Annotated in this window: 24 protein-coding genes; 11 read left to right on the top strand and 13 right to left on the bottom strand. The window is 38.0% G+C overall.

The window, feature by feature from the left end; genetic code table 11:
• Positions 1-192: 192 nt before the first annotated feature.
• From ACYQ0E_RS09685 to ACYQ0E_RS09670, 4 genes are all read right to left on the bottom strand, one after another.
• Positions 193-1,695: an ArnT family glycosyltransferase gene (locus tag ACYQ0E_RS09685; protein ID WP_460188026.1), complete on the bottom strand. Its 1,503-nt coding sequence runs from the start codon at positions 1,693-1,695 to the stop codon at positions 193-195.
• A 39-nt stretch (positions 1,696-1,734) separates the two neighbouring features.
• Positions 1,735-2,475 carry an SDR family oxidoreductase gene (locus ACYQ0E_RS09680; protein WP_460188025.1) on the bottom strand — a complete coding sequence of 247 codons (741 nt, stop codon included), beginning with the start codon at positions 2,473-2,475 and terminating at the stop codon, positions 1,735-1,737.
• Between the two features lie 80 nt (positions 2,476-2,555).
• A complete protein-coding gene (locus ACYQ0E_RS09675) occupies positions 2,556-3,941 on the bottom strand; it encodes an FAD-binding protein (protein ID WP_460188024.1) in 1,386 nt (461 codons plus the stop codon).
• Positions 3,942-3,950: 9 nt separating this feature from the next.
• Positions 3,951-4,340 carry a GtrA family protein gene (locus ACYQ0E_RS09670; protein WP_460188023.1) on the bottom strand — a complete coding sequence of 130 codons (390 nt, stop codon included), beginning with the start codon at positions 4,338-4,340 and terminating at the stop codon, positions 3,951-3,953.
• A 189-nt stretch (positions 4,341-4,529) separates the two neighbouring features.
• Between ACYQ0E_RS09670 and ACYQ0E_RS09665 the strand changes: the two genes are divergently transcribed.
• Genes ACYQ0E_RS09665 through ACYQ0E_RS09655 form a run of 3 tightly spaced genes read left to right on the top strand, consistent with a single transcriptional unit; the run spans position 4,530 to position 7,450 of the window.
• Complete coding sequence (locus ACYQ0E_RS09665) at positions 4,530-5,417, top strand: decaprenyl-phosphate phosphoribosyltransferase (RefSeq protein WP_460188022.1); 888 nt, start codon at positions 4,530-4,532, stop codon at positions 5,415-5,417.
• Entirely contained in the window at positions 5,417-5,857 is a 441-nt protein-coding gene (locus tag ACYQ0E_RS09660) for a divergent PAP2 family protein (RefSeq protein ID WP_460188021.1), read from the top strand. Before ACYQ0E_RS09665 ends, ACYQ0E_RS09660 begins: the two co-directional genes overlap by 1 nt.
• A 6-nt stretch (positions 5,858-5,863) precedes the next feature.
• Complete coding sequence (locus ACYQ0E_RS09655; RefSeq protein ID WP_460188020.1) at positions 5,864-7,450, top strand: ArnT family glycosyltransferase; 1,587 nt, start codon at positions 5,864-5,866, stop codon at positions 7,448-7,450.
• Between the two features lie 635 nt (positions 7,451-8,085).
• On the opposite strand, the gene epmB is transcribed toward ACYQ0E_RS09655, so the two are convergent.
• Positions 8,086-9,039, bottom strand: coding sequence for an EF-P beta-lysylation protein EpmB (gene epmB / locus ACYQ0E_RS09650; RefSeq protein WP_460188019.1), 954 nt, complete (start codon positions 9,037-9,039; stop codon positions 8,086-8,088).
• Positions 9,040-9,201: 162 nt separating this feature from the next.
• On the opposite strand from epmB, the gene efp reads away from it, so the two are divergent.
• The 4 genes from efp to ACYQ0E_RS09630 all read left to right on the top strand — a co-directional run bounded on the left by efp (position 9,202) and on the right by ACYQ0E_RS09630 (position 12,298).
• Positions 9,202-9,768: an elongation factor P gene (gene efp, locus ACYQ0E_RS09645; protein ID WP_460188018.1), complete on the top strand. Its 567-nt coding sequence runs from the start codon at positions 9,202-9,204 to the stop codon at positions 9,766-9,768.
• Between the two features lie 163 nt (positions 9,769-9,931).
• The gene (epmA, locus tag ACYQ0E_RS09640; protein ID WP_460188017.1) at positions 9,932-10,921 is read left to right on the top strand and encodes an EF-P lysine aminoacylase EpmA; all 990 of its coding nucleotides are present in this window, start codon (positions 9,932-9,934) and stop codon (positions 10,919-10,921) included.
• A 264-nt stretch (positions 10,922-11,185) separates the two neighbouring features.
• Positions 11,186-11,824: a glutathione S-transferase N-terminal domain-containing protein gene (locus ACYQ0E_RS09635; protein WP_460188016.1), complete on the top strand. Its 639-nt coding sequence runs from the start codon at positions 11,186-11,188 to the stop codon at positions 11,822-11,824.
• A gap of 12 nt (positions 11,825-11,836) precedes the next feature.
• Entirely contained in the window at positions 11,837-12,298 is a 462-nt protein-coding gene (locus ACYQ0E_RS09630; protein ID WP_460188015.1) for a ClpXP protease specificity-enhancing factor, read from the top strand.
• Between the two features lie 23 nt (positions 12,299-12,321).
• On the opposite strand, the gene mvaD is transcribed toward ACYQ0E_RS09630, so the two are convergent.
• From mvaD to ACYQ0E_RS09600, 6 genes are all read right to left on the bottom strand, one after another.
• The gene (gene mvaD / locus ACYQ0E_RS09625; protein WP_460188014.1) at positions 12,322-13,383 is read right to left on the bottom strand and encodes a diphosphomevalonate decarboxylase; all 1,062 of its coding nucleotides are present in this window, start codon (positions 13,381-13,383) and stop codon (positions 12,322-12,324) included.
• A gap of 80 nt (positions 13,384-13,463) precedes the next feature.
• Positions 13,464-14,459 carry a mevalonate kinase family protein gene (locus ACYQ0E_RS09620; RefSeq protein ID WP_460188013.1) on the bottom strand — a complete coding sequence of 332 codons (996 nt, stop codon included), beginning with the start codon at positions 14,457-14,459 and terminating at the stop codon, positions 13,464-13,466.
• Entirely contained in the window at positions 14,444-15,484 is a 1,041-nt protein-coding gene (locus ACYQ0E_RS09615; protein WP_460188012.1) for a mevalonate kinase family protein, read from the bottom strand. Before ACYQ0E_RS09615 ends, ACYQ0E_RS09620 begins: the two co-directional genes overlap by 16 nt.
• Positions 15,485-15,504: 20 nt before the next feature.
• A complete protein-coding gene (locus ACYQ0E_RS09610) occupies positions 15,505-16,671 on the bottom strand; it encodes a hydroxymethylglutaryl-CoA synthase (RefSeq protein ID WP_460188011.1) in 1,167 nt (388 codons plus the stop codon).
• 143 nt (positions 16,672-16,814) lie between these two features.
• Entirely contained in the window at positions 16,815-17,897 is a 1,083-nt protein-coding gene (gene fni / locus ACYQ0E_RS09605; protein ID WP_460188010.1) for a type 2 isopentenyl-diphosphate Delta-isomerase, read from the bottom strand.
• A gap of 29 nt (positions 17,898-17,926) precedes the next feature.
• Positions 17,927-18,991 carry a hydroxymethylglutaryl-CoA reductase gene (locus ACYQ0E_RS09600; protein WP_460188009.1) on the bottom strand — a complete coding sequence of 355 codons (1,065 nt, stop codon included), beginning with the start codon at positions 18,989-18,991 and terminating at the stop codon, positions 17,927-17,929.
• A 166-nt stretch (positions 18,992-19,157) separates the two neighbouring features.
• On the opposite strand from ACYQ0E_RS09600, the gene ACYQ0E_RS09595 reads away from it, so the two are divergent.
• A complete protein-coding gene (locus tag ACYQ0E_RS09595; protein ID WP_460188008.1) occupies positions 19,158-19,436 on the top strand; it encodes a peptidylprolyl isomerase in 279 nt (92 codons plus the stop codon).
• 160 nt (positions 19,437-19,596) lie between these two features.
• Here ACYQ0E_RS09595 and ACYQ0E_RS09590 read toward each other — a convergent pair whose 3' ends face one another.
• Together ACYQ0E_RS09590 and ACYQ0E_RS09585 are read right to left on the bottom strand one after the other, a co-directional pair.
• Positions 19,597-19,938 carry a DUF3392 family protein gene (locus tag ACYQ0E_RS09590; RefSeq protein ID WP_460188007.1) on the bottom strand — a complete coding sequence of 114 codons (342 nt, stop codon included), beginning with the start codon at positions 19,936-19,938 and terminating at the stop codon, positions 19,597-19,599.
• Between the two features lie 168 nt (positions 19,939-20,106).
• Positions 20,107-20,739: a lipid-binding SYLF domain-containing protein gene (locus ACYQ0E_RS09585; protein WP_460188006.1), complete on the bottom strand. Its 633-nt coding sequence runs from the start codon at positions 20,737-20,739 to the stop codon at positions 20,107-20,109.
• Positions 20,740-21,271: 532 nt separating this feature from the next.
• Between ACYQ0E_RS09585 and ACYQ0E_RS09580 the strand changes: the two genes are divergently transcribed.
• The 3 genes from ACYQ0E_RS09580 (at position 21,272) to ggt (ending at position 26,276) form a co-directional block, all read left to right on the top strand.
• Positions 21,272-21,868: a LemA family protein gene (locus ACYQ0E_RS09580; RefSeq protein ID WP_460188005.1), complete on the top strand. Its 597-nt coding sequence runs from the start codon at positions 21,272-21,274 to the stop codon at positions 21,866-21,868.
• A 179-nt stretch (positions 21,869-22,047) separates the two neighbouring features.
• Entirely contained in the window at positions 22,048-24,042 is a 1,995-nt protein-coding gene (locus tag ACYQ0E_RS09575) for a M48 family metallopeptidase (protein WP_460188004.1), read from the top strand.
• A 431-nt stretch (positions 24,043-24,473) separates the two neighbouring features.
• Positions 24,474-26,276: a gamma-glutamyltransferase gene (ggt, locus tag ACYQ0E_RS09570; protein WP_460188003.1), complete on the top strand. Its 1,803-nt coding sequence runs from the start codon at positions 24,474-24,476 to the stop codon at positions 26,274-26,276.
• Positions 26,277-26,323: the final 47 nt, after the last annotated feature.

The following is a 26,323-nucleotide window of genomic DNA, read 5'->3' as shown; positions in this document are numbered from 1 at the left end:
AGACACGAAAGCACTAAGAATCCTAAAATCTACCCCCCGGTTTGTTTGAGGGAATAAACGAACTAACGGTTATGTATTATTCATGAATAAATCTTTATAAATAATCACTCATTTTTTAAAACTTCGTGTCTCTGTGTCTTCGTGGTTAACTCTTTATAATTCTGACTAATTAATCACAAAGTATGGCTACCTTTAATTTTGCGCAATAAAGTTTGTGCACAAATAATAGTGGTACGTCACAATAATTGGGCCTTGTGATGGTTCATTTAATTGTTTAACCGGTTTACAGCTTTCAAAATGGTTAGCGGTGCCTGTAATTGGTGGAATCTTTTCATAGTGCGGTGACACCAATAAACCATTCATTCCCGCTTTTGGTTTACCAAACCAAAATTCAAATTGAGTTTGTTTGCCACTGGTAATGTAAATTGGTTGTGGACGACTATACCAGGCTAAGTGACTGGCGTAACTCCAGTTTGAAACAAATAACGGTAGTTCTTCTGGTGTTTTGCCAAGCTCTTTTTGTAGATCAATGGCGGTTTGCGCCGCTTTTGGCCAACCGTAATCACCTTGTAACGGATTTTTATGGTCAGGGAAATTAATCCACGGGCTAAACAACAAGCTATGAGCCACTAAAACTAACGTTCCCATTAAGACAATATGCAGGCCTGTTACGATTTTTACCCAACGTTTAAAACGTATTTGCCATAAAAAATGAACAATGATGGGAATCAATAACACCCAGGCTAAAGAGACCCAGTGCGGCAGGCTTTTTTCATAGCCAGAACCCCAAGCAAATAAAAGCGTAATAGGCAGAGAAAATAGCAATAATAAACGACTGTTTTTGTTTGCATAATTGCTGGGTTTTAACATCATCCACCAACCAAAAATAAACAAAAAGGGTGTATACGAAACTAACTGAATCGCTTGAGTTTGTAATAGGCGTGAAATGCGCCAATCGCTGTGTCTTGTTCCATGATCTATTTGATAAATAAACGACGCCCAGTCATGAATTGAATTCCAATACAAAATAGGAAGAATCATGATTAAAGCAATAATAATCGCTAACCAAAGACCTTTAGATGTTAACCAATGCCATTTTCGTTCTACCAATAAAATTAACACTAAAGAAGCAATGACGGTTACGGCGGTGTATTTTGAAAGGGCTGCTAAACCCACAAAAAATCCAAGCAATAACCAATATTTGGTTTGATTGGTTTGCAATAATTTGTGTGTGATTAAAACCAACGCTAAAACAGAGACCATTAATGGGTTGTCTGGCAACATGGCCATACCCATTAATGACAAGATAATACTTGTGTTTAAAACGACTAAACTGGCAAACCCTTTCCAAGCCGTTTGGTGCTGAGAGGTCGAGTTTTCGCTAAAACCTTCAGCAAAAAACGTAACGGTAATTTGATAAAGCAAATAATTCAAAAGGGCATAAATGGCAATGGGAACTAACCGAGCACTCCAATCATAAGGCGCTAACCACATCGGGATAATTTGTAACCAACCAATCAGTGGAGGGTGATCAAAATAACTCCAATCAGGCATTAAACCGTATAACGCATAATGCGCCTCATCACCACCCAACTCAACATTAAAAGCCAAAAAAAGGTGCAGTAAAGTCATAAAAGCAACCAGTAAAATACTGGCTTTTTGTGGGCTTAATGATGTGTGTTGATTGTTAGGCATAATGTTAATTATCTTAAATAGATTCGGTTGAATAGTGGTCTAAAGTTTTAGCTTTTTAAAAATAAATTCTGGAACTGAGCGAATAATAAACATAATTCCCCACCAAAACCAGGGGGTGTAAATTGTGTTTTTGCCGCTGTTTATCGCCTTAATAATACTGCTAGCAATTTGTTCTGGCTGCGCCCATAAAGCACCTTTTTTAAACTCTGCCGTCATTGGGGTATCAACAAAACCAGGTTTAATATCTAAAACCTGCACATTACTGTCATTTAAGCGGTTACGCAAACCTTGTAAAAAGGTGGATACCATCGATTTAGCGGCGCCATAAACATAGTTTGACTGACGGCCACGATCACCCGCTACACTGGTAATAACGGCAATAGAGCCTGATTTTTGGGTTTCAAACTTATTGGCTAATAAAGTTAATAAAGAGATTGTGCTGATGGCATTGGTATTGATTTCTTGTAAAGCGGTTTCAACGTTATCTTGGCAGGCCTGTTGATTGGGTAAGGTGCCGTGAGCGATTAAGACAATATCAATTTGAGGGTAGGTTTGGTAAATGGTTTCAATTAAATGACTATGTTGAGCCAAATCCGTTAAATCGATTGCTTGCGACTCAACCTGATTGGCACCACGTATTTTGGCATCTTCAGCAATAACATTAAGTTGTTCGCTGTTTCGGGCAACTAAAAACAAGTTATTGTTTTGTGCGGCGTACATTTTTAATGTCGCTTGGGCGATGGCCGATGTGGCTCCAATAATAACAATGTTTTGTGACATGCTTTTTCCTAAAATAGTGGTGTTTTTGGGTTATGATTTTGGTTATGTATCTTAAACCTAATATTTAATAATGTAAGTGTCTATAAACCAAGGCGCATAGATTGTAATGAATTAAAGGTCTTATGTGCATCATATTGATGTCTAATCTTTTGAAACTCTTGCCATTGTGGATAACTTTGTTTAAACATCTGTTCGCTCATTCGAGCATCTTTGGTTAAATAGAGCTTGCCGCCATAATGTAGAACAATCTCATCAAGCTTATTTAAAAAGTCCAGTAAGGTATTATCCATCTTAAAATCCAGTGCAAGGGTATAGCCTTCTTCTGGAAAACTTAGATAGTTGTTATTGCCTTTACCAAAGACTTTTAAAACCGCCAAAAATGAGCCTCGTTTAGAGTTGGCAATTTCGCTTAGAATTTCGCTTAAACCAACCAGGCCTGCTGATTTTGGAATAACAAACTGATATTGCACAAAACCATTTTTACCATACATTCTATTCCAGTTTTGAATACTGTCTAACGGATAAAAGAAAGGGGCGTAATTTACTAAACGTTGGCTTTGTGGCTGACGAACCTTGCCGTAATAAAGTGTGTTAAAGGCTTTAACACTAAAACTATTTAGAGTGAAAGCAGGCAAATCAAACGGCATATTCAGCTTACTGCTCTTTGCTACATTTAACGGTTCGCTGTTTGCTTGGTTTTCTTGTAATTCTGTTTTAGACGCATGTTCACCCAGCATTAATAAAGAACGCCCAAGGGATTTGTCTGTTGCCAAACAATCAATCCAAGCCACAGAATAAGTCGCTGAGTCGTGCTCTTCAAACTTGGCTAAGGTTTCTTCTAAATTGGCTGTTTTGTAGGTGGTTTCTTTAATATAGGCGGTCTCAATGGGTTTGAGGGTAAATGTTGCTTGTAAAATTACCCCGGTTAATCCCATGCCGCCACAGGTGGCTCTAAAAAGGTGTGGGTGATGAATTTTAGAGCAATCAACCAGTTCACCACTTGCAAGACAAAGCTTTAAAGAGGTCACGTGTTCACAAAAAGTGCCATCAATATGATGGTTTTTACCGTGCACATCACTGGCAATCGCACCACCTACTGTCACAAATTGTGTGCCAGGCGTAACCGGTAAAAACCAACCTTTGGGAATAAATACCCGTAAAATTTCTGCAAAACTCACGCCTGCTTCACAAGTTAGTTCGCCCGTTTGTTCATTAAAAGCGATAAAGTGGTTTAGGTTGGAGCTGACTACCGTGGTTGCTGCTAGGCTACTATCACCATAGCTGCGACCTAAACCACGAGCGATTAGATTGCTGTTTTGTTGGTTTGCAATGTCAGTTTGAGCTTCGATTTGAAGGTCTGTTTGCACTTTTGTTTGATCCATCACTAAATTTACCAGGCCTGGTAAATTAGGATAAAAGCATTCACTTTCTATTTTTGGGTAACGTCCCCAACCTGAAATATTCAATGGCAATTCCTACTTAAACACAAAGCGTTTATCTAATTGGTATTTTATAAAATACCCAATGGATAAACCAATGACACCACCTAAATAACGCATTTCTGCGGTTTGATATATGGCATTAAAAGCGTATTCAAATCCCCAAAACACAACCGTGGTTATAAGGCCCATTAAAGTATATAAATAAAATGTTTTTGATCCGTGCTGAATACTGGTGGTTTGGTATTGAAAAATATAGCGTTTATCTAAAAAATATTTCACTACTAAACCAATTGCCGTTCCAACAAAAATGGCGATCCATAAATCGTAGTTCCCTTGGTAAATTCTAAAAGAAAGGGTTTGGCTACCGATGTTTGCGATGGTGGAGATTACCGCAAAAATCGTGTACATTATGGCAATCTTCATTTATTGAATACTTTGACTTGTAAGCGGTAAGATAAAGAGCGGTTTGTGGCTTGTTGTAACACAGTGTGTAAAACGGTTTTTTTAGACATCATTCGTGTTTAAATTCCAGTGGTCAAACGCTTAAGTTAATGTTTTTAATGTATTCTAACAACAAAATTAATTATTACAGAATTGGCGGTAAAGGTATTCATGAATTCTAACACTTCTGCAAGTGGGAATAAATCGGTATTACTTGGTTTGTTAAAACTTGTACGTCCCAAACAATGGGTTAAAAATGGATTTGTTTTTGCTCCGTTAATGTTTACGGGTCTTTTTTTTGATGCTGTTGCCATTTCTCAAAGTTTAATTGCGTTTGTTTTATTTAGTTTGGCTTCATCAGCCACCTATATTGTGAATGATTTACAAGACATTGAGCAAGACAGAAAGCACCCTATAAAATCAAAAAAACGCCCATTGGCTTCAGGTCAGGTAACACCTGCTCAAGCTAAAATTTTATTGGTGATTTTGTACGCGGTGTTAATCGTGGGATTTGTTTACCAGCCTATGATTATGCTGGTGATAGTTGGTTATTTACTGCTTAATGTCGCCTACAGTTTTTATTTAAAACATCAACCTGTTTTGGATATTTTCACGATTGCCATTGGGTTTGTTTTGCGAGTTTACGCCGGCGCCGTGGCGATTTCTGTTCCGCTTTCTTCTTGGATGTTTGTTACAACCTTATGTTTGGCTCTATTTTTAGCTGCCATTAAGCGACGCCAAGAATTGGTGTTAACCAATATTGAAGGGCGTGCTGTTTTACAAAAATATACCGTTAGCTTAATTGATCGATATGCAGAAATGGCGGCCACAGGTGCTTTGCTGTTTTATAGCCTATTTGTAATGAATGCTCACCCAGAAATGGTTATAAGTATCCCATTTGTTTTATTTGGTTTATATCGTTACTGGTATATCAGTGAAGTCTTGGAAGAGGGTGAGTCACCTACCGATGCGTTGTTTGCTGATAAACAGTTATTAATTACCGTAGTGGGTTGGCTTGGTGTTTGCATTTGGGCTTTATGGCCAGCAGGGGGCATGTAATGCATATATTTCAAGATTATATTTACTTCATTACGCCATTTGCCGCCTGGTTAGTTGCGGGGGTGATGAAGTTTATCGTGAATTCCATTAAAGCGAAAAAATTGGCTTTTGGATTAATTGGTTATGGTGGCCTACCGAGTAATCACAGTGCAATAGTCAGTAGCATGGTGTTTTTAATTGCCTTTAAAGAGGGGATTACTGATCCCGCATTTGGTGTGGCGATTACATTAGCTTTTATTGTGTTATTAGATGCCAACAGCTTACGCCAGCAAGTAGGCAAACACGCCAAAGCCATTAATGTTTTAAATCAACCTAATTCAACTGAAAAGCCGCTGCGTGAAAGAATGGGGCATACTCGCATTGAAATATTAGCGGGCATTATTGTGGGAGCCATTGTCGCTTACGCTTTATATACGATTTTATTTGGTTGGGTTCAGTAAAGAATTATGCCAAATACAACGTCTTCTTTTTCCCTGGTTATTACTCAATTTAGTGCTCAACTCAGCACACATCAAAAGTTGTTGATTTCTGCTTTTATTTTATTAAAAATAGCGCTAATTATTTTAGTGCCACTTACTGGTGATGAGGCCTATTTTATAACCTGGGGGCAACATCTTGCACTGGGTTATTATGATCATCCACCCGCAGTAGGCTGGGTTTTATACCTATTGGGGCAGGTTAGCGATAACTTAATTTGGTATCGAAGTTTTGCATTTTTTTCCGCCATAGTCATTGCGGTTCTGCTTTATAAATTATTACGCCTAAATGCGGCGACCTCTCAAAACACGGCTTTTTGGGTTGCGTTGGCATTTTTTGTTTCACCTATATCGCTTATGTTTGTGGTGACTGCAAATGACACGGTTTTGGTCTTGTTTTCAATGTTGGGTTTGTATTGGTTTGCCAAAGCATTGCACACTCAAAAATGGTTAGATGTATTTTTAACAGGCCTGGTATTGGGGATGGCATTTTTATCAAAATACTTTGCGGCTTTTATGTTAATTGGCTTAATGCTGTATGCCTTGTGGCAGTGGAAAAAAATCAACTTTAAACAGCTACTTGTCATGATTTTGATTGTATTGATTGCTGTGGCTGAAAACCTCTATTTTAATGCGACACATTGTTGGAATAATATTCTATTTAACTTTTTCTCAAGAACCGAAGCCAGTCATTTTGAGGTAACTAATGTCATTAGTTATGTGTTGATGATTGCAGTTTTATTATCGCCATTAGGCTTATGGTATAGGTTTAAAAATAGAACAAATAACACGTTGAATGTAAGCCAATCACATGCAATAAAACAAGACGTTGTCTCATTGTTTAATCCAACTCAACTTGCTTTATTTGCCAGTGTGCCATTATTGCTGGTTTTGCTGTTTGTGAGTTTTACCAATCAGGTTGGTTTGCATTGGCCGCTAATTTCTGTCACGGCTTTGTATGTGATATATCGAACGCTTTCGGTAGAACAATTAAAAAAACTGTTTGTCTTTAATGGTTATTTTTCAGTTGTGGTTGCGGTTGTGCTTTTGGTGGCTTTATTATTTATTAACCAATTGATTAAACCAACGCAAAAACATCATTTAGCGGTCTATGTTCAGCCACAAAATGTGTGTAAACAAATTGCAAAAGTACAAACGTCACCCAGCTTTTTTACCCTAGGGTATAGTAGTCAATCCACGCTTTCGTACCACTGCGGTAATGATAATATTCATGTGTTCGCCAGTGTTTCAAAATACGGCAGAGAAGATGATAAGTTAACCAATTTTAAAGCGCTAAACGGTAAAAACCTGCAAATTTTAATTACCCAAGATAAAGACTTAAACCAGGTAGAAAAGTTTTTTAAACGTTTTAGTATTACGCCGTTAAAAATTGATGACTCTACAACCTATTATTGGTTTGTGGGTGAAGCGTTTAATTACGATTTATATCGTGAGAAAGTGCTTAAACCCGTTAATGAAAAGTTTTATACCGCACCTGATTGGTTTCCAAAGGTTAAAGGTGGTTGTGGGTTTAAACAAAAGTATGATTTTAACTAAGGGTTTTGAAATTGATTTATAAAGTTACGGTATCGATATTCTGTGATTGATTATTTCGTATTGTAAAAATTAACCACGAAGACACAGAGACACGAAGATTTAAAAAATGAATAAAAGCGATTAGTCATTGTTATTCTAGTCTCTTCACCTAGTTCTTTGTTTCGTTAATGAAATCTTGTAAATTAAACAGGTATTAGATTTTAGAAATCTTCGTGCCTTGGTGTCTTCGTGGTAAAACGTTTTTTATCGATTATAAAATGCACTTACTCTAAAATTACCAGGCCTGGTAATGTGAAAGCTGAATACTTTTCTTAGTTGTTGAGAAGCCCTTTTAGAAATGTATATATCTTTAATTTCAATTAAGGGCTTCTCGTTACTCTTTTTACTTGCCTAAAAAGAGTAACCAGAAAAAGGGCACCCCGCTCCATATATTGGCAAGTTCTAGGCTTGCTCACTGAAAACGCTGAACTCGCTTCGCAAGCTACGCTCTAACAGCAGCGTTTTTTAAACGTTCGCTACACCAAGAACCTTGCTCAATCTATTCCAAGGGGACGTTGGGCGTTTGTTGTTAGTTTCGTCTTATTCAAAAAAATATCTTTTGTCGTGAGGTTAGAGTAAAAACAAAAGATTTTGTTTTACAAAGGTGTTTTACTTTGCTGTCCGGCAATTTCTCTTACTAATTTAGGCACTAAATAACCAGGTAGTTTGGTTAATAATTGAGCGTGTATTTGTTTGGCGTTTTTGTCTGAAACTTCAAAATGGCTTGCGCCTTGTACTTTATCTAGTTGGTGCAAATAATAGGGTAAAACACCTTGAGCAAATAGCTTGTGGCTCAGTTCAACTAGCGTGACTGTGGAATCGTTAATGTCTTTTAATAACACGCTTTGATTTAATAGCGTAAAACCGCTTTGGCGATACTGTTGCAACAAGCCAGCGGTTTTATCACTTAACTCATTGGCGTGATTACAATGCACCACTAAGACTTTATTTAATCGACTTTGTTCTGCCCATTGTAATAACGCATTTTGCGGTGCGGTGCTAGGCGATACGATGGGTGTTCGGCTGTGAATTCTTAAGGTGGTGATATGCTCAATTTGTTCAATCGATTCAATTAAACGCAGTAATACTGCTTCACTTAAACTCATCGGGTCGCCACCACTCAAAATGACTTCGTGAATACTTTTATCGTTTGCAATTTGTTGCAATGCCGTTTGCCAATGACGTTGGTTGCTTTGGTCTTCATAAGGAAAGTGTCTTCTAAAACAGTAACGACAGTGTATATCGCATTTGGGGCTGGCTATTAATAAAACTCGGCCGTGATATTTATGAATTAAACTAGGGATTGGATTTTTTTGTAAATCGCCTACCGGGTCTTTAATAAAGCCTTCAGTTAGTAAATTCTCAGCTTCAACGGGTAATATCTGTTTTAAAAGTGGGTCGTTGTTGGTTTGAATTTGAATCTGCTCAATAAAATCTTTTGGCGCTTTATAGACAAAGTTGCTTTCTTCAATAACATTGAGCTCTTTTGGGTTAAGTTGAAGCGATTGAAAAAGTTGCTTAAGATTATTTATTGTGCGATTTTTTGACATAGATTTATTGAGCTTTAGATTAAGTGTATGAGTCTATTTTTAGTAATTTGATTCATCTAAATACACTACTGATTGTGTTTGATTGTCATTGAGCAGTTTTAACTTTAGGTATTTTAAGATAGAATGTTGCGATTATTTTAAGTCAAGTACCCAGGTAAAGATATGGCAACTTACAGCACAACGGAATTTAAAGGTGGTTTAAAGTTCTTAATGGACGGTCAACCATGCTCAATTATTGAAAATACTCAAGTTTCTCCAGGTAAAGGTCAAGCCTTTAACCGTGTGAAATACCGCAACCTAATGACGGGCAAGGTTTTAGAAAAAACCTTTAAATCGGGTGAAAAAGTTGAGGCGGCTGATGTAATAGATACGGATTTACAGTATTTATATACCGACGGTGAGTTTTGGCATTTTATGGATGAAACCTCTTTTGAACAGTACCAAGCCGCAGAATCGGCTGTGTCTGATGTGGCTAAATGGTTAATTGAACAAGATAACTGTTTAGTAACCTTATTTAATGGTCAAATTATTTCAGTAACACCACCTAAGCAAATTACGCTAGAAGTTACCGATACTGATCCTGGGTTAAAAGGGGATACAGCGGGTACGGGTGGTAAACCTGCTACTTTATCTACCGGTGCGGTGGTACAAGTTCCTTTATTCGTACAAATTGGCGAAAAAGTCATTGTGAATACAGAAAAAGGTGAGTACATTTCACGCGCTAAATAAAAACTGAAAAAGTGCTTTTTGCCCAGCTTCTTTGTTGCGCTGTGACTTCCGTTGCTCATGTACTTAAGTACATTCCGCTACGGCTTCTCGCACGCCGCTAATCTGAACAAAAATCACCTTTTTCAGTAATTTATTTAAAAGCTCTAATTCTAAATAAGGTTCTATGTTGAATAGACGCGACACCCTCCAAAAACGCTCTAACCTCTTACAGCAGGCTAGGGCGTTTTTTTATGCTCGATCGGTTATTGAGGTAGATACACCAATCCTTTCGCAAGCGGCTACGCCTGATATTCACCTAGCTTCTTTACAATCGCTACTGCAAGTGCCCGGTTATAAAGAGCCAAAGACGTACTATTTACACACATCGCCAGAATATCCAATGAAACGGCTTTTGTGTGAAGGTAGTGGTGATATTTTCTATTTAGGGAAGGTGTTTCGTAATGGTGATTTAAGCCCACGTCACCAAATAGAATTCAGTATGTTGGAATGGTATCGCATTGGCTTTTCAATGCACCAGCTAATCGACGAAGTGATTGAGCTGATTCAAACCATTATTCAAATGGAGCAGTTAGACTCGTTAAAGGTTGAAAAACTGACCTATCAGCAGGTTTTTGCTAAGTATGCCCAAATTGAGAATGTATTTAATGCCAGCGCTAAAGACCTTAAAGATTGTTTAGTTAAATACCGAGTTCCCGAAATTGTGGGGGTGGATGACAATGACAAAGCTTTATGGGAACAATTGGTGTTAACTGAGGTGATTGAGCCAAATTTAGGCCGTAATCAAGATAGAGCGTCAATTACAGTAATGTATCATTATCCCGCAAAAGACGCTGCTTTAGCACGAGTGAGCGAAGCTAATCCACTTGTGGCGGAACGTTTTGAAGTGTTTGTGAATGGTATGGAATTAGCCAATGGGTATTATGAGTTGGCGGATGCCAAATTATATCGGCAGCGTTTTAAAGAGGCCAATGCACAACGTCAACAATTAGATTTACCTGTAATGCCTTTAGATGAAAACTTGCTTAGAACCCTAGAAGATAAAACGTTACCCGATTGCAGTGGCGTGGCTTTGGGTATTGATCGTTTATTTGCGTTACAACAAAATTATGCAAATCTGAAACAAGGTATTTGTTTTGGTATTGAAGAGTCCTAAATAAATATTTATAAGGATTTACCAGGCCTGGTAAATCCCTTTAAATTCGTATCTTAATTACTTCTAAATGGTTGTTTTACCTACTTTACGTAAGGTTAGGGGCTTGACAGAGGGTGTATAATTAATCTTTTGAGATTATTTATCTCGTACAAAGGTTTTAATTTACTTTAACAACCTTAAAAAACCTTAATTAAAACGTTTAGCAAAATCTTAATTTTGCACGTATTCATTAAGTTATTCGTGTTTTTATTTTAGGAGAGCTCCATGTCCGACATTCCAGTCACTAAACGTTCCGTAATGGTTTTATTTTCTGACTCTAAAAGCCCAAGCTGCCACCGTGTACGCTTAGTTGCTAAAGAGAAAGATATTCCAATGGAGGTGATTGAGGTAGATAAAGACAATCTTCCAGAAGATTTGTTAGAGCTTAATCCTTATGCCTCTTTACCTACATTAGTGGATAGAGACTTAGTACTTTATGATCCACAAGTGATTATTGAATATTTAGATGAGCGTTTTCCACACCCTCCTTTAATGTCTGTTGATCCTATTTCAAAAGCTCGTTCACGTCAGATGTTACGCCAGATTGAAACTGAGTGGTACCCACTTATTGATACCATTGCTAACAGCGACAATGAAGAAGATATTAAAACGGCTCGTCGTAATTTGCTTGAACGTTTAGTTCAGTTAATTCCTGTATTTGACCATATGCCATATTTTATGAGCGAAGATTATTCTTTAGTTGATATTAGCATGTCTGTTTTATTATGGCGTTTACCATCTTTAGGTATTGAATTACCAAAAGGGGCTAAACCAATTGTGGACTATGCAGATAAAGTTTTAAATCGTGAAATGTTCAAAGAAAGTTTGTCGGACGATGAGATTGATATGCGAGACGTATTTTAAGGAATTATGACGATGATTTCTAATCGCCCTTATTTGATTCGCGCTATTTATGATTGGATTGTTGATAATGAATGGACGCCACATCTACAAATTGATGCAAATTATCCTGGAGCCAATGTGCCACAGGAGTTTGTTCAAGATGGTGTGATTGTGTTAAACGCCAGTCCATCTGCAGTGGTAGGTTTATCTTTAGATAATAACCTGTTTGCTTTTAAAGCTCGTTTTGGTGGGGTAGAGCGTAGTATTTATTTTCCACCAGAGGCGGTGTTGGCGTGTTTTGCGCGTGAGAATGGGCAAGGTATGCCATTTCCACCAGAACCTTATCCAGAAGAGTTTGAAGAGCGAGCAGAAGAAGCAGAAGATAAACCGACTTTAACATCGGTTAAATCTACAGCAGAATCATCAAAAAATTCAAAAGATTCTAAAACCAAAAAGTCAGATAAGAAAAAACCAAGTTTATCGATTGTTAAATAACGTTTTAAAGTTGTTAACAATCGTTAATGCTTAAATGGCTCCAAAATCTTAATATCAGCAAAAGCCTGCTTAATAGCAGGCTTTTGTGTTTCTAAGAACAGCAGTTTTAAATTTGGGCCGGCATCCATCGTAAAGTAAACCTCAACACCTTGTTCTCTCAGTTGCCAAACCGTTTGCATGGCTTTAACCGAGTTAGGTTGCCAATACAAAATTGGCGGCCAGGTCGCAATCATAGTGGCGTGCATGCTTAAGGCATTATGTTCGGCAGTTTTGCCTAATAAACTAAAGTCTTTATTTTTTATCGCTTGTAAAACAGTTTGTACATCTCTATTGGCCTGTTCTGGCCAAGCCTGGTATAGCTCACAGGTTTCAACGGTATTTTGCATACCTTGTGTTGAACTAACTGGTTTTTGCTCTATATCAATCTCTAAAAGTCCCACACAAAATTCAGGCCACTGAGTTTCAATCGGTTCTGCAAAACTGTCTAAACCATCATTTTGCTGGCCTTGATGCCAAATAGCAAAACCATCAAAAAGTGAACGACTGGCACTGCCACTGCCTAAACGTGCTAATAAAGAAAGATTTTGATTGCTTAACTGCCAATTAAATAGATCATTTAAAGCCAAAACTAATGCCGCATAGCCTGACGCTGATGACGCCAAACCTGCCGCAGTGGGTACGGTATTTTTAGTGATGACTTCAAAAGTAATTTTAGGGTTTTCTCTAAAATGATTTAAAAAAGCGGTGACCCTAAGTGCAAAAGGGTGCGAGTTTTCTAACCAAGTGCCATTTAAGGATATTTTGTCAGTGGTATTATTCTTTTGCTGATTGTGCAGTGATTTAATTTGCGTGCTGGTACCCAGGCCTGGCAAACTGATAGATACACTGTTATTGGTTGGTAGATTTAATACAGTATCTCGTTTACCCCAGTATTTGCTTAAGGCAATATTAACGGGCGCTTGGCCGTAACCGATCTCTTTATTGATGTGCAAGACATTGTTTGTGGGGGTGTGCCCAATGACTTTATGCACAAATTGCTGCTGTTGTAATGTTTTATCAGAAATTTTGGCGGAATGGGCAGGCATAAAAGTTCCTAGAAAATATGGTTAAGCTGTAAGCGTTTTGGTTCATTATTATTGAGTCATTGAGTTAGTGTTTAATAGATTTATTGCACAATGACTTGTTCGGTAAAAGCCCCGTTTAGTGAAATGTTTACCTGAATTTGTTTGTAAGTTTTTAATTTCTGTTGGGCTTCGGGTAAACAACGGTTTAGTGTACCAATACCAAGTACACAATCTCCAAGGCCAGAGCCTGATATTTTGGCAGTATGAATGCTTTCACAATCCAGTAATAAATCGATTATGGTTTGCAAAGTTGTATCGTTTACACCTAAATTAGACATTAATAATTGATAGTCAGAACAGGCCTGGTAAAACGCATTTAATTGCAGGTTTTGTAAAGCGTCAAATCCACAACGTGTGATTTTGGCCATTGACCTATAAAGCATTTCAAGTTCAGCAGGTTTATGTTGCCAAGTTTCTGCAACTTGAGCTAATACCTGTGCTGTTGGTGTTTTGTAGCCACTATAAATAAGTAATAACGGTAATGAAATATCAAGACGACTAATCACGGGGTTAGGGTGGTCGAGATTTTTAGGCTGAAAATAAATAAGACCACCGGTTAAGCTTGCTGCTAAATCTGTGCCTGAACCACGACCTTGAATATCAAGAATAATCTTATGTCCCATTTCAAATAAATTAATGGTTGAAAAATCTGTATTACAAATATGGTTTAAACCAGAAAGCATTGCGGCTAAAACGGCTGCAGAACTGCCTAACCCAATGGTGGAAGAGAACTCACTGGTTATTTTAATATCCAGACCGTGTGGTAAATGTGTTTGAAATGCTTGCAATGCAGCCACTACAAAATTTAATTTTGGGTGTGGGGTAATGGTTTCAATTTGCGTATGGTGTTCGCCAAGAGCAGAATAAATATGAATGGCTTGATCTTGGCGGGCTTGCCAATGAATTGTGACATATTGGTCAATGGCACAGGCCAAAGCAGGATGACCATAAACTACGCTATGCTCCCCTAAAATCATGCTATTTGCAGGCGCTTGACTATGCCATTGTAAACAAGATGTGGCTAAATGATTTTGCATACCACGCCTTGATTATCTATCGTAATAGGTTGTAGCTGGTAGCCAAATTCACTGCAAAGTTCGCTAGGCGCTTGTTCTGAAAAACAAATTAATACACCCGCTTTATCACCTTTTATACTGCCTGCACCGCATACTTTTGCCGTTGCGTTAAACTCTGTTTTTAAACGTTGTATAAAATTTTGAACGTGTTTAGGTACTACACCAATGTGTTCAAGCAATATTTGGTTTTGTTCAATATATTGATAGAGAGCAGCACTATCTTGGTGTGACCAAGCCTCAATAATATTTTGGGTAATGCCTGCGAATTGTGTCCATAAAGAAAGATCGTTGGCATATTGGTTTTTAACCTGATTAACCGTTTGCCCAGTGGTGCTACTTGGGCTACCGGTATCAATTAACCAAGCTTTAAATTTTTGTGTGTTTAGTTTTTGGGTGGTTTTATTTTGGTTAAACTCAAGTAGCCCGCCAAAAAGCATGGTAGCAGGGTCAATACCACTTGATTTTCCATGTTGGCGTGCTTCCACTTTACGCGCTAAAGCCAATAAAATATCTTTATTAAATTCAATTTGGTGATGACTAAATAGGCTTGTTAAAATGGATACGATAACCCCGGCAGAACTACCTAAACCTTTACCAATAGGAACTTGAGATTCAATTTTAAAATGCCAGTTACCCGGTTTCATTGTATGAAAATGATCAAAGTGATAGAGCGTATCAAGCACTAAATCAATAGGTTGTACTAAAACACTTTGAATGGCAGCGTTGTGCTTATTAAAAAGGGTAAAACGGGTTTCAATATTAGTCGCAAGATTTTGCCAAACAAAACGAGGAAAACTGTGTTTTTGGTGATAATCAACAAGCTCTACGGTAACGCTGTTTGTGGTACTTGTTTCAAACAGGCAATCACATTGAGTGTAAAGCTTTATGGCCATACTCAGTGCCGAGCTGTTATAGATAACCGCATGCTCTCCAGAGAGGATAATTTTGGCAGGAACTGAACAGAGTGTGTGCATTGCGGTGTTCATAATATTTTACCTACATAAAATTATGTGGTTTTTTGATAGTAACGTTTATGTTCTTCAATACCTGCTAAACGATACGGCCCTTGGTTGTTTACTGGATAAACAATGTTCTCAACGGTTGTGTCTTCATTGTGATAAAAATCAAGGTATTCTTGATAACTCAATGGCTGGCGCTCATCAATTTGTTTTTTATGACTTTCTGTCATTAAAACAGATTTATAGCCTGTTTGCATTATGCCTGTAAAAAACTCAGCAACACAACCAGAGCCATAACTAAAAAAGCTCACGCGTTTACCTTCAATATTGTCCGATACATTATCAAGCAGTGAGATAAAACCAACAAATAAAGAAGCACTATAGCTATTACCTACAATACGATTGTACAGTTGACTTGGCAATGTTTGAGTATTTTGCTGTTCTTGAGTTAAGGTTGCCCCCACTTTTTTAATCAGTGTTTTATGTGCTTTATCGGCCATTTTGGTAAACGGAATGTGATAACAAAAATAGTCAATATCGTCAAACGTAAGGCCTGTTTGCTCGGTAAAGTGTTCCCAAGTGTGTTTAAGGCTATTTAAATATACTTTAGTAGAATACTTACCATCTACCAAAGCCGTAGTGCGGTGATTTGGACGCCAAAAATCCATAACATCATCAGTGTAATATCCTGAACCAGGTTCAATGGCAATAATGCGTGGTTTTTCGGTAACTAACATGGCAACAGCACCGCAACCTTGTGTAGCTTCACCGGAGGTATCTACATCATATTTAGCAATATCTGAGGCAATAACAAGCACTTTTTCTTTAGGATTTGCACGTACCATGCTTGTGGCCATTTGGAGTGCGGCAGCACCTGCATAACAAGCGTGTTTTAGTTCTATAACGCGACAACGGTTCGATAAGTCTAAAAGGCCATGTAAAAATGCCCCCGCAGATTTTGATTGATCAACGCCGGTTTCCGTTGCAAATAAAATAGCACTAATCTCACTGCGATCAATTTGCTCTAAAATTGGCGCAGCCGCTTTAGCCGCTAAACTGACAATATCTTCGTCAGGCGGCGCTATGGACATTTTTTCTTGGCCAATACCAACGGTAAATTTGTTTACATCTATCTGTTTCTCAGCGGCAAAGGTATCTAAGCCTAAGAAATAGTTTGCTGTCGCAAAATGAATTAAATCAATGCCTACTTTCATAATCTAAAGTGGATTCGTTCTTATTCTTAATTATTTTATTTTAGCTTCGTTGCTTAATATCATTGTTACTTAATATCACAGTTACTTAATATCAAACAAATGCATTAAAGCAATGAGGCGAACAAATAATTTTTGGTTGTCATTTACTTATTATCAAAGCCATTAAAAGGCGAGATTAAAGCAGTGTTTAAATGTAAGGTGTCGGTATTTTCGACACCAAGCAAGAATTGAGCAGTCTGAAACTCTTGCTGAAATTGTACTATCTTGCTAACAACATCTTGAGTTGATTTTTGCGCTGGAGCCAATAAAGGAGCTGCTACCCCACACAAACGGCCGCCCATTATAACAGCTTTTATCATATCAATTCCGTTTCGTATGCCTCCGCTGGCAAGAAACTGTGCTTTTTCTTGATAGGGTTTTGCAAGTTGCAAACTCTCTAATGTTGTTAGGCCCCAATCTTGAAATAGAATGCCTAAATCATTTTCTGATCTATGCGCTTCAATTCTGCTCCAAGATGTACCACCACGGCCAGCAACGTCAAAGTATTTAATACCTGCTTGTAAGCCGAGTTCAATGTCTTTAGGCGATAAACCACAACCGACTTCTTTTAGAATAATGGGGACTTCTATGTTTTGCGCAAGGGCATGGATTTTATTGGCTAAATTGGCAAAGTCAGTATCACCTTCAGGTTGAATGACCTCTTGAAGAGGATTAAGGTGCAGATATAAAGCATCCGCTTCTAATACATCCACGGCTCGACGAGCCTCGTCTAACCCAAAGCCATAATTCAGTTGTACCGCACCCATATTGGCGATAAGTGGAACATTGGGGGCGTATTTTCTTAACTCAAAACTAAGTTTAGCCGCTTCATCCACAATCATGGCACGTTGTGAACCGACCGCCATTGGTACGTTACACGCTTCAGCCGCTTCGGCAAGATGAATATTGATATTGCCTAAATTATTGGCAGAACCACCCGTCATTGAAGAAATTAAAAATGGAAAGCTGATGGTTTTATTAAGAAAGGTCGTTGTGGTATTTATATTGGCAAAATCACATTCAGGCATAGCGCGATGCATTAAGCGTATTTGCTCAAAACCTTGTAAATCAGCCTTGTTACGTCGTTCAATTTCTGGATCTTTGACGAGTGCATCAATGTGTTCTAGCTTGCGATTTGTAACTTGATCTGCAGAAGACGTTTCTGCCGTAGATTTAAATTGACTCATAAACAACCTTTAAAAGAGGTAAATCAAGCTTAGGCATTGTGTGAACGTTCTAATTTAATGTGTGCCTGCATCAGTTCACCAGGGTTTGTTTGTGCTGCTAATAAAGAAAGTTCACCGCAAAAAGCGGTTGCACCCGCAATACAAGCTAAACGCCGTGCGTTTTCACCGGGTTCTGCATTGTTGTTTGCACAACCAAGTAGTGTTAAGTTTTCTAATACAAAGTCTAAACCTTTACCATTACCAACCGTACCCACAATTAGGTTGGGTAGAGTGCTTGAAAAATATAAATCCCCTTCAGGAGTGACTTCGGCGTGGTTAATCGCTTGCGAGCCTTCAACAATATTGGCGGCATCTTGTCCTGTGGCTAAATAAAAACCTAAAAGCATATTGGCAACATGGGCATTAGCTGAACGTAAACCACCTGACACAATACTACCAATCAAATCTTTTTTAATGTGTAAATCAACTAAGGCTTCTGGTGTCGTTTTTAAAAATCGCTTACAGAACTTTTTAGGAATGGTGGTTTCGCACACCACATATTTTCCACGGCCTAAAATACCATTGACGGCAGAAACTTTTTTATCTGTACAGTAATTTGCAGAAATAGAGACATATTGTAAATCGCTATACTGCTCTAAAAGCCAAGGTAATAGTTTGTCTGCGGCATTGGTCACCATGTTATGGCCTGACGCATCACCGGTTTCAAACTCTAAACGTAGATAGATTAAATTACCTACTACCTGAAAGTTGGTATCAATCAGTTTTGCAAAACGGCTCGTTTGAGACACGACCTCTTGTAAATCGGCATGTCGAGCTTGAATTTGTTTTAGGCGTAATGCCGCTACACCCGCATTTGGCGCTTGCAGTAATACCGAACGAGTCATACGTTCGTCTACAACCGTTACTCTAATGCCTCCAGAATGAGCAGCCACGCGTGCACCCCGTGCAACAGATGGCCATAAAGGTGTTTCGTAAGTGGCCATTGGCACCATTAAATCATCGACTTCTACATCGCCAATAAGCTTAAAAGGGCCTACGGCTTGCATTGGAATAGAGGCAAAAGGTTTTGTTAAGGGGGTAGTTGATTCAGTCATACGCAATATTATAAATGAGGGCTTGTAAGGAATGGGAGGAAAATAGCAAAAAACTATTTTATTAAACTTGAAACCATAATTTTTGTCTTTATATTAAAGGTAGCAATATCAATTTAAACAACGTTAATAAACGTTTTAATCACTGTTTTTTAAAAAAGGAAACAATATGACTTTAGCAACAGCACGCCACATCCTGGTTGATACAGAAGAAAAATGTAATGAATTAAAAGAGCAAATTGCCAATGGTGCCGATTTTGCAGAAGTAGCAAAAGCAAACTCTAACTGCCCATCAGGTTCTAATGGTGGTGATTTAGGTCAGTTTGGTCCAGGTATGATGGTTCCTGAATTTGATAAAGTGGTATTTAGTGCCGATGTAGGTTCTGTTGAAGGGCCAGTTAAAACACAGTTTGGTTATCATTTACTAGAAGTAACAAGCCGTAGTTAATTTGCGGTTAGATTCTTAGCAACAAGCTACTGAATTATATTTAACGATTCTTATAAATTTAATTCAAATAAAAGCCAATTTACCCTATGCTTACATGGCATAGAAGGCCTGGAGATTTATACCAGGCCTGGTAAATGGCTTTTTTTGTTTTTAAATTTGCTTAAATCATGCCTTTTTTCTGTGCTAAAAAGCCTAAACCGTAATAGATAAACACAATAATGAAAGGTAAATAAAGTGGATCTGATTTTGCTAAAAAGCTACTTAAAAATGGCGCGGCAATTGAGGTGATAAAGCTAAAACCAAAGGCGCAAAATACCACGAATAAAGTGATTCTTAAAAATAACTTTAAACTGCCAATTTGCTGTTTGAGTATATTCATTATGTTATTACCATAAATCACTAAAATGGTAGCAACCATAGAGAGAACAATTTGGTATAAATTGCCTTTTAACCAACTTGAAACGTGTAGAAGAGAATCATTTAACCAGCCTAATATATCCATAAATTAGCTTTCACCTGTTTTGTTATTGAAATTGAACTTACCTTTGAGAGATAGTGTAAACCAAAATTACCAAAAGCAAAAAAGCCGTTTAACAAATCTGTTAAACGGCTTTTTAATTTTAAAAGTTTTTTAGCCATTTTTAAATGTAGTTACACTCGTGCAAAGGTCTCAGTTAGGATAAAAATTATATTTTTGACCACCCAATGTTAACTCATACATTAAACCACCTTTAGCTAAACTAAATACCGCCATACCTTTATAGTATTGACCGTCTGCTTTTACATAGCTTTCGCCCGCATTTGCTGAAGCGGATGTCCCTTTAGTAGAGGCCTCTGCATTTGCGCCAGCGGTAATAACAATTGCTGAAGCTTGTGCACCAAACTCAAAGTTACCACTGGTAAATTCATCATAAGCACGCTGGTCTTGGAAAAAGATAATTTGGCTAAATGCTTGGCCACCTAATTGAAAACCAATGGTTGCCTGAGTCATTTCCGTATCACCCGTATAGCGACCATGTTCAAAAACACGGCCTTTACCATAAGCACCACCAATAACAAAACCTACTTTACCAATGGTTGGAAAAACAGCATAACCATAAGAATTATCAAAAAAAGCAGCGGATTGTGGAGCTTGATGAAATGCTTCAAGTGTTTGTGCAAATTCAGCATCGTTAACATCTTGCGTCATTTGAGGTTCAGAATCGGTAAACTCATCATCGGCATAACTTGTTGCACTAAACAAGGTTAAGCTTGTTACTGCTAAAGTAATGATGGCTGTTTTTTTAAGTAAAAAAGTAAACATATTTGTATCCTTTGTTTTGCTAGTCCGTTTGCCGTAAACCATGCGTTTTTAATAAACTGTAAATTAGTTCCATTTTAATCATAATCAAGCAAAGATAAAAATTTAATCGTTAAAAAAGCATGAAGATTCTTTCGTTTAAATTGAGTTACCCACTACTTTGTTAAGTTCATTTTTCTTAGATTAACATATGAAACCTTTGCTCGAGTCGATAAACGTATAACAACTATGGTAATTATCTATTATTATCCAATTTTTATTATCCAATTTTGGCCAAAACCCTGTTTGATAGCGAATATTATGCGTTTTCTTTAACCTAAAATCTAAACATTTTTATTATAAAATCGCGTGTGCTTCTATTTTTATCTGGGTCTTTGCTCGGGAAAAAGGCTTAGATAATTCTTTGTGTTTTGTATTTTATGAAACGTGTAAAATAACTAAGTCATAATGTTTTAATCATTTCATGGTTAAATAAATAAAAAGCCGTTTTTATCGGCAAAATAGCATCAAAGAATTAGATAGTTAGGAGTTTATAGTGGGCACAGGAATGATCATTTTTTTAGCGATAGTCGTAATAACGATTCTCTATTTAATTAATATTTTTAACCAACTCGTTGCACTTAAAAACAGATTTGAAAATGCGTTTGCACAAATTGATGTACAACTTAAACGCCGTTACGATCTTATTCCAAATTTAATAGAAGTCGCCAAAAAAGCGATGGCGCATGAAAGAGAAACTTTAGAAGCCGTTGTTGCTGCACGTAATGAAGCAGCCACTATATTAAAAGCGGCGGCAGCTAACCCGGGTGACGCAGGTGTTATGGGGCAATTGTCGCAGGCCGAAGGTGTTTTAAGTGGGGCTATGTCTCGTTTTAATATGGTAATGGAAGCGTATCCTGATTTAAAAACCAATCAAAACATGATGCAACTTACTGAAGAATTAACCAGCACAGAAAACAAAGTCGCCTTTGCTCGCCAGGCATTTAATGATGCGGTGATGGGCTACAACACTTATCGCCAAAGCTTTCCACAAACGGTATTTGCCGCCATGTTTGGTCACCCCGTTGACGCTAAAGTGCTTGAATTTGAAGACCGTGAAGCTATTTTGCAAGCACCTAAAGTACAGTTTTAAAAATCAGCTTATTAAGTAACCAGCCTGAATATTCAATGTTATATTTTTGTGCCTTAACCTTGCGCCAAAAAAATAATAAAGGGTATACCAGGCCTGGTAAATTTAAAATAGTCATGCTTTATTGGTTAGTTATTAATGCCAATTTAGCTTGGCTAATCTCTTACTGTAATTAAATTCTTATGAACTTTTATTCTGCTCAAGAAAACGCCAAAAAGAAAACCAAGTATTTAGTGTTACTTTATATACTGGTGTTAATTGCATTAACCTTTTTAAGTACCGTGGTGTTAATGTTTATTGTGCCGATGTTTACGGGGCAAACCATTCACCTTAATCACTTTTGGGATAGTATTTATAATGAACGCAATTTGCCTACTTTTTTATGGGTTGGTGCGTTTATTCTAAGTGGTGCGTTAATAAGTTCCATTATGAAAGCACGTCATTTATCGAATGGGGGAGCGGTGATTGCTGCCTCACTTGGCGGTGTGCGATTATCATCTAATAGCCATGTGTTAAATGAACGTAAAGCGCTAAATGTGGTTGAGGAGATGGCCATTGCTTCTGGTATGCCGGTTCCTGAAGTTTTTATTTTGCGAAAAGAAAACGCCATTAATGCTTTTGCCGCAGGGCAAACCCCACAAGATGCGGTAATTGGTCTAACACAAGGTTGTATTGATAAATTAACACGTGCGCAACTACAAGGTGTGGTTGGTCATGAATTTAGCCATATTTTAAATGGCGATATGCGTTTAAATCTGCGTATTATTATGTTGCTGTATGGTATTGAGTTTATCTCATTACTCGGTCGTATTTTAAGTTCCACCAGCCGCCGTGGTTCTTCACGTAAAGGTAAGGGAAATGGCGCCATTATTTTGGTTGGCATTGCTTTACGTATTATTGGTTGGTTTGGGATTCTATTTGGCAATATGATTCAAGGTGCAGTAAGCCGACAACGTGAGTTTTTGGCGGATGCTTCTTCGGTGCAATTTACCCGTGATCCAACCACCATTGCAGACGCCTTAAAAGTCATTGGTGGCGGGGCGCAAACCTCTCGTTTAAAAAATACCGATGTCAATGATGTCGCTCACATGTTTTTTGGCCAAGCTTTTAATGCCCGTTTAGCATTTTTATTTGCCACGCATCCTCCTATTGAACTGCGTATTCAACGCATAGAACCCAGTTGGGATGGTGCTTTTCTTAAAGCTTTGCCACCACCAAGCCCCATAGAGACTCCAACGGATTCTGCCAATAATAGCCAAACGAGTTTGGAGCGTTTGCAAGAAAGTTTACCGCAACCATTAGCGATGTTAATGGCAGCGGGTGTTATGGTCGACCACTTAAGCGAATCATCTCAAAATACATTAAGTAAGCTGGTTGAAAAAGCGCAAGATCCAATGGAAGCCATGGCGTTAATTTTGGCCATTTTGGCGATTGAAGAAGATCAAGGCGAAGATAATCTTACGGATAAAGATAATCAGGATTTAGTGCCTAAAATAGATTGGTCTTCTTTACTTAAAGACAGCAACGCCAAAGGTTTGGACGGTTTGGTCAAACAACAAATTCAATTATTAAAATCGACAAAATTAGTCAATAAATTACCTTTAGTTGAGTTGGCAATGCCCGCTTTAAAGTCTTTATCAAAAACACAATATATTGAGTTTAAAGGTTTTATGCAATCTGTAATGGATTGGGATGGCCAACAAACTATTTTTGAACAGAGTGTATTTCAGTTAGTTGGCCGCTATCTTGATGTTAATTTTGGTTTAAAAAGCGCCAATAAAGTACGTTATAAAAAAGCGCAACAAGTGGCTATGGAACTGCAAATGGTATTCTCTTCCGTGGTGTATTACGGTCACAATACACCACATGACAAAGAAGAAAATGGCTCAAAACACAATGAGCAAATCACCATGGATTACGCTTTTGCCAAAGCGATTAAACACATTGGTTTACCTAACCTACAACGTATAGAAGTGGATGATAAACAACAGGCCATGTTTCAGTTAGCGGTAGAAAAATTACTTTATTGCTCAGAGCCACTTAAACAAAAAATTATTGAATCATTAGTGCTGTCAATTGAATATGACGGCCATGTTAATGCGATTGAAAAAGAGTTAGTGTTGGCTATTGCGGCCACTATGAATGCGCCAATACCTCGTATTAATTGTCAAAATTAGAAGTGACTGAAAGTACATGAGTAACTAGTCATTTTTATTAGAAGTATTGTTATTTTCAAGTTAAAAGCCATAATTAAGTTTTGCTTTTTAGTAAATGCTTCGGCAAATACTCAAATTCCCCTTGGAATAAATGGAGCAGAGTTCTTAGCGTAGAGAACGGTTAAACAATCTCGACTGTCCGAAGCTGAGCTTCTCAGCAAGTTGCGAGATTGTCAGTGAACAGCTTAGAACTTGCCCATTTATGGAGCGGGGTGCCTTTTTTCTGGTTACTCTTTTTAGGCAAGTAAAAAGAGTAACGGGAAGCCTGATAAAAAATATTAAGGCAAAGTCATTAGATTAAAAAGGCTTCTCAACTTTTATGCAGTGTCAGATTAAGTTAAAACTTTTACATATTAATTTATAAAACCGACTCAAATTCATTAAGGATGATTATGTCTTATTTAAAAGGTCAAACACAGCGTACGACGTGGATTGTTTTGTTTGCTAGTTTTACTCTAATCAATCCATTTATCGCCACGTCGGTCTTTGCGGCAGAAGACAGTCATAACAGCAGCATTAACGGTAATAAACAAGCGGCCGTGGCCATGCCCGATAAATACAGTGCCAAAACTGCTCAACAAATTTTGCAAAAAGGCGGTAATGCGGTTGATGCTGCTGTAGCGGCGGCTTTTGTCTTAGCGGTTACTTACCCAGAGGCGGGCAATTTGGGGGGCGGAGGTTTTATGACTTTATATGCGCCTAGCCTTGATGATCATAAAGATAAACATAATCACAGTCAGAAAGCCTATTTTTTAGATTATCGTGAAAAAGCGCCTAAAGCCGCTACTCAAAATATGTACTTGGATAACAATCAACAAGTTATTCCTTACAAATCTTTAGTGGGTTACCAAGCTTCTGGCGTGCCAGGCACCGTAATGGGGTTTTGGCAAGCGCATAAACGTTTTGGTACCTTGCCGTGGCAACAGCTTTTACAACCAGCTATTCAGTATGCTAAACAAGGTTTTGAGGTGTCGCCACAATTAGAATCTCGTTCACAGTGGTTTCAAAAATGGATTGCGGATAAATCAAATGTTTCATTAAATTTTAAGGCTTACTTTTCAGGCTTAAAAACCGGACAAACCTTAAAACAGCCAGAATTGGCCAAAACACTAGAACGTATAGCAATGGTGGGTGCAGATGATTTTTATAAAGGCCAAACGGCACAACTTTTAGTGAAGCAAATGCAGCGCGAAGATGGCTTAATTACATTAGATGATTTAGCGCATTATCAAGCCAAATGGCGACAGCCTGTAAAAGCCAACTGGCAAGGTTATGAGATCGTTTCTGCGCCACCGCCAAGCTCAGGGGGTATTGCCATTGTTCAGTTGCTTAAAATGCAGGCTGAATTAAAACCTAAGTTGGTTAAAGCATTGCAACAAGCGACCAAAAAGGGTGAGCCCGCTATGGCCGTTAAAGCGCACTTTTATGCTGAGTTAGAAAAGCGAGTTTACGCCGATAGAGCCTTTTATTTAGGCGATTCTGATTTTATAGATGTGCCTATTCAAAAATTAATTTCTGATGCTTATACGACACACCGCAGTCAAGGTGTATTGTTTGATGCTATTTCAGTATCAGAAAAAATGAAGCCAGGTAAAATTGAAAGCCCAGAAACCACGCATTTTAGTATTGTGGATGGTAACGGTAATGCGGTTTCAAATACCTATACACTTAATATGCCATTTGGCAGTGGCGTTGTGGTGCAAGGCGCAGGCTTTTTAATGAATGATGAAATGGACGACTTTAGCACCAAACCGGGTGTGGCCAATGTGTTTGGCGTTGTGGGTGGCATAGCCAATGCGGTAGCACCTGAAAAACGTATGCTATCTTCAATGTCGCCCACCATTGTACTGAAAGATAATCAAGTGAATATGGTCGTAGGATCACCGGGTGGTTCAACCATTATAACTTCTGTTTTTCAAACCATTATTAATGTGGCTGAAGAGGGCATGAATGCTCAGCAAGCGGTAGATGCGCCAAGAGTGCATCATCAATTACTGCCTAAAAATCAAATTGCTTATAATCCAGATTTACCAGGCCTGGTAAAAGAGTCGTTACAAAAAATGGGGTATTCGTTAAAAAAGAATAATTATATGGGAGATGTTCAGCTCATTTTAAAAACGAAACAAGGTTGGCAAGCCGCTTCAGATTATAGAGGTGAAGGGGTTTCTAAAGTGTTTTTAATTACCGCAAAATAACGTGTTGTAAAAGGTATCTTTAGAAGTTAAAAAATTAATTAGAAGTT

The organism is Thiomicrorhabdus hydrogeniphila (genome assembly GCF_054656895.1).
Note: the sequence above shows the minus strand (reverse complement) of the source record. Positions and strands in the feature narration are given on the sequence as shown.

Bases quoted from the DNA above. Each gene is read 5' to 3' on its own strand.
- ACYQ0E_RS09685 (WP_460188026.1), bottom strand. From the start codon at position 1,695: ATGCCTAACAATCAACACACATCATTAAGCCCACAAAAAGCCAGTATT.
- ACYQ0E_RS09680 (WP_460188025.1), bottom strand. From the start codon at position 2,475: ATGTCACAAAACATTGTTATTATTGGAGCCACATCGGCCATCGCCCAA.
- ACYQ0E_RS09670 (WP_460188023.1), bottom strand. From the start codon at position 4,340: ATGAAGATTGCCATAATGTACACGATTTTTGCGGTAATCTCCACCATC.
- ACYQ0E_RS09665 (WP_460188022.1), top strand. From the start codon at position 4,530: ATGAATTCTAACACTTCTGCAAGTGGGAATAAATCGGTATTACTTGGT.
- ACYQ0E_RS09660 (WP_460188021.1), top strand. From the start codon at position 5,417: ATGCATATATTTCAAGATTATATTTACTTCATTACGCCATTTGCCGCC.
- ACYQ0E_RS09655 (WP_460188020.1), top strand. From the start codon at position 5,864: ATGCCAAATACAACGTCTTCTTTTTCCCTGGTTATTACTCAATTTAGT.
- epmB (WP_460188019.1), bottom strand. From the start codon at position 9,039: ATGTCAAAAAATCGCACAATAAATAATCTTAAGCAACTTTTTCAATCG.
- efp (WP_460188018.1), top strand. From the start codon at position 9,202: ATGGCAACTTACAGCACAACGGAATTTAAAGGTGGTTTAAAGTTCTTA.
- epmA (WP_460188017.1), top strand. From the start codon at position 9,932: ATGTTGAATAGACGCGACACCCTCCAAAAACGCTCTAACCTCTTACAG.
- ACYQ0E_RS09635 (WP_460188016.1), top strand. From the start codon at position 11,186: ATGTCCGACATTCCAGTCACTAAACGTTCCGTAATGGTTTTATTTTCT.
- ACYQ0E_RS09630 (WP_460188015.1), top strand. From the start codon at position 11,837: ATGATTTCTAATCGCCCTTATTTGATTCGCGCTATTTATGATTGGATT.
- mvaD (WP_460188014.1), bottom strand. From the start codon at position 13,383: ATGCCTGCCCATTCCGCCAAAATTTCTGATAAAACATTACAACAGCAG.
- ACYQ0E_RS09620 (WP_460188013.1), bottom strand. From the start codon at position 14,459: ATGCAAAATCATTTAGCCACATCTTGTTTACAATGGCATAGTCAAGCG.
- ACYQ0E_RS09615 (WP_460188012.1), bottom strand. From the start codon at position 15,484: ATGAACACCGCAATGCACACACTCTGTTCAGTTCCTGCCAAAATTATC.
- ACYQ0E_RS09610 (WP_460188011.1), bottom strand. From the start codon at position 16,671: ATGAAAGTAGGCATTGATTTAATTCATTTTGCGACAGCAAACTATTTC.
- fni (WP_460188010.1), bottom strand. From the start codon at position 17,897: ATGAGTCAATTTAAATCTACGGCAGAAACGTCTTCTGCAGATCAAGTT.
- ACYQ0E_RS09600 (WP_460188009.1), bottom strand. From the start codon at position 18,991: ATGACTGAATCAACTACCCCCTTAACAAAACCTTTTGCCTCTATTCCA.
- ACYQ0E_RS09595 (WP_460188008.1), top strand. From the start codon at position 19,158: ATGACTTTAGCAACAGCACGCCACATCCTGGTTGATACAGAAGAAAAA.
- ACYQ0E_RS09590 (WP_460188007.1), bottom strand. From the start codon at position 19,938: ATGGATATATTAGGCTGGTTAAATGATTCTCTTCTACACGTTTCAAGT.
- ACYQ0E_RS09585 (WP_460188006.1), bottom strand. From the start codon at position 20,739: ATGTTTACTTTTTTACTTAAAAAAACAGCCATCATTACTTTAGCAGTA.
- ACYQ0E_RS09575 (WP_460188004.1), top strand. From the start codon at position 22,048: ATGAACTTTTATTCTGCTCAAGAAAACGCCAAAAAGAAAACCAAGTAT.
- ggt (WP_460188003.1), top strand. From the start codon at position 24,474: ATGTCTTATTTAAAAGGTCAAACACAGCGTACGACGTGGATTGTTTTG.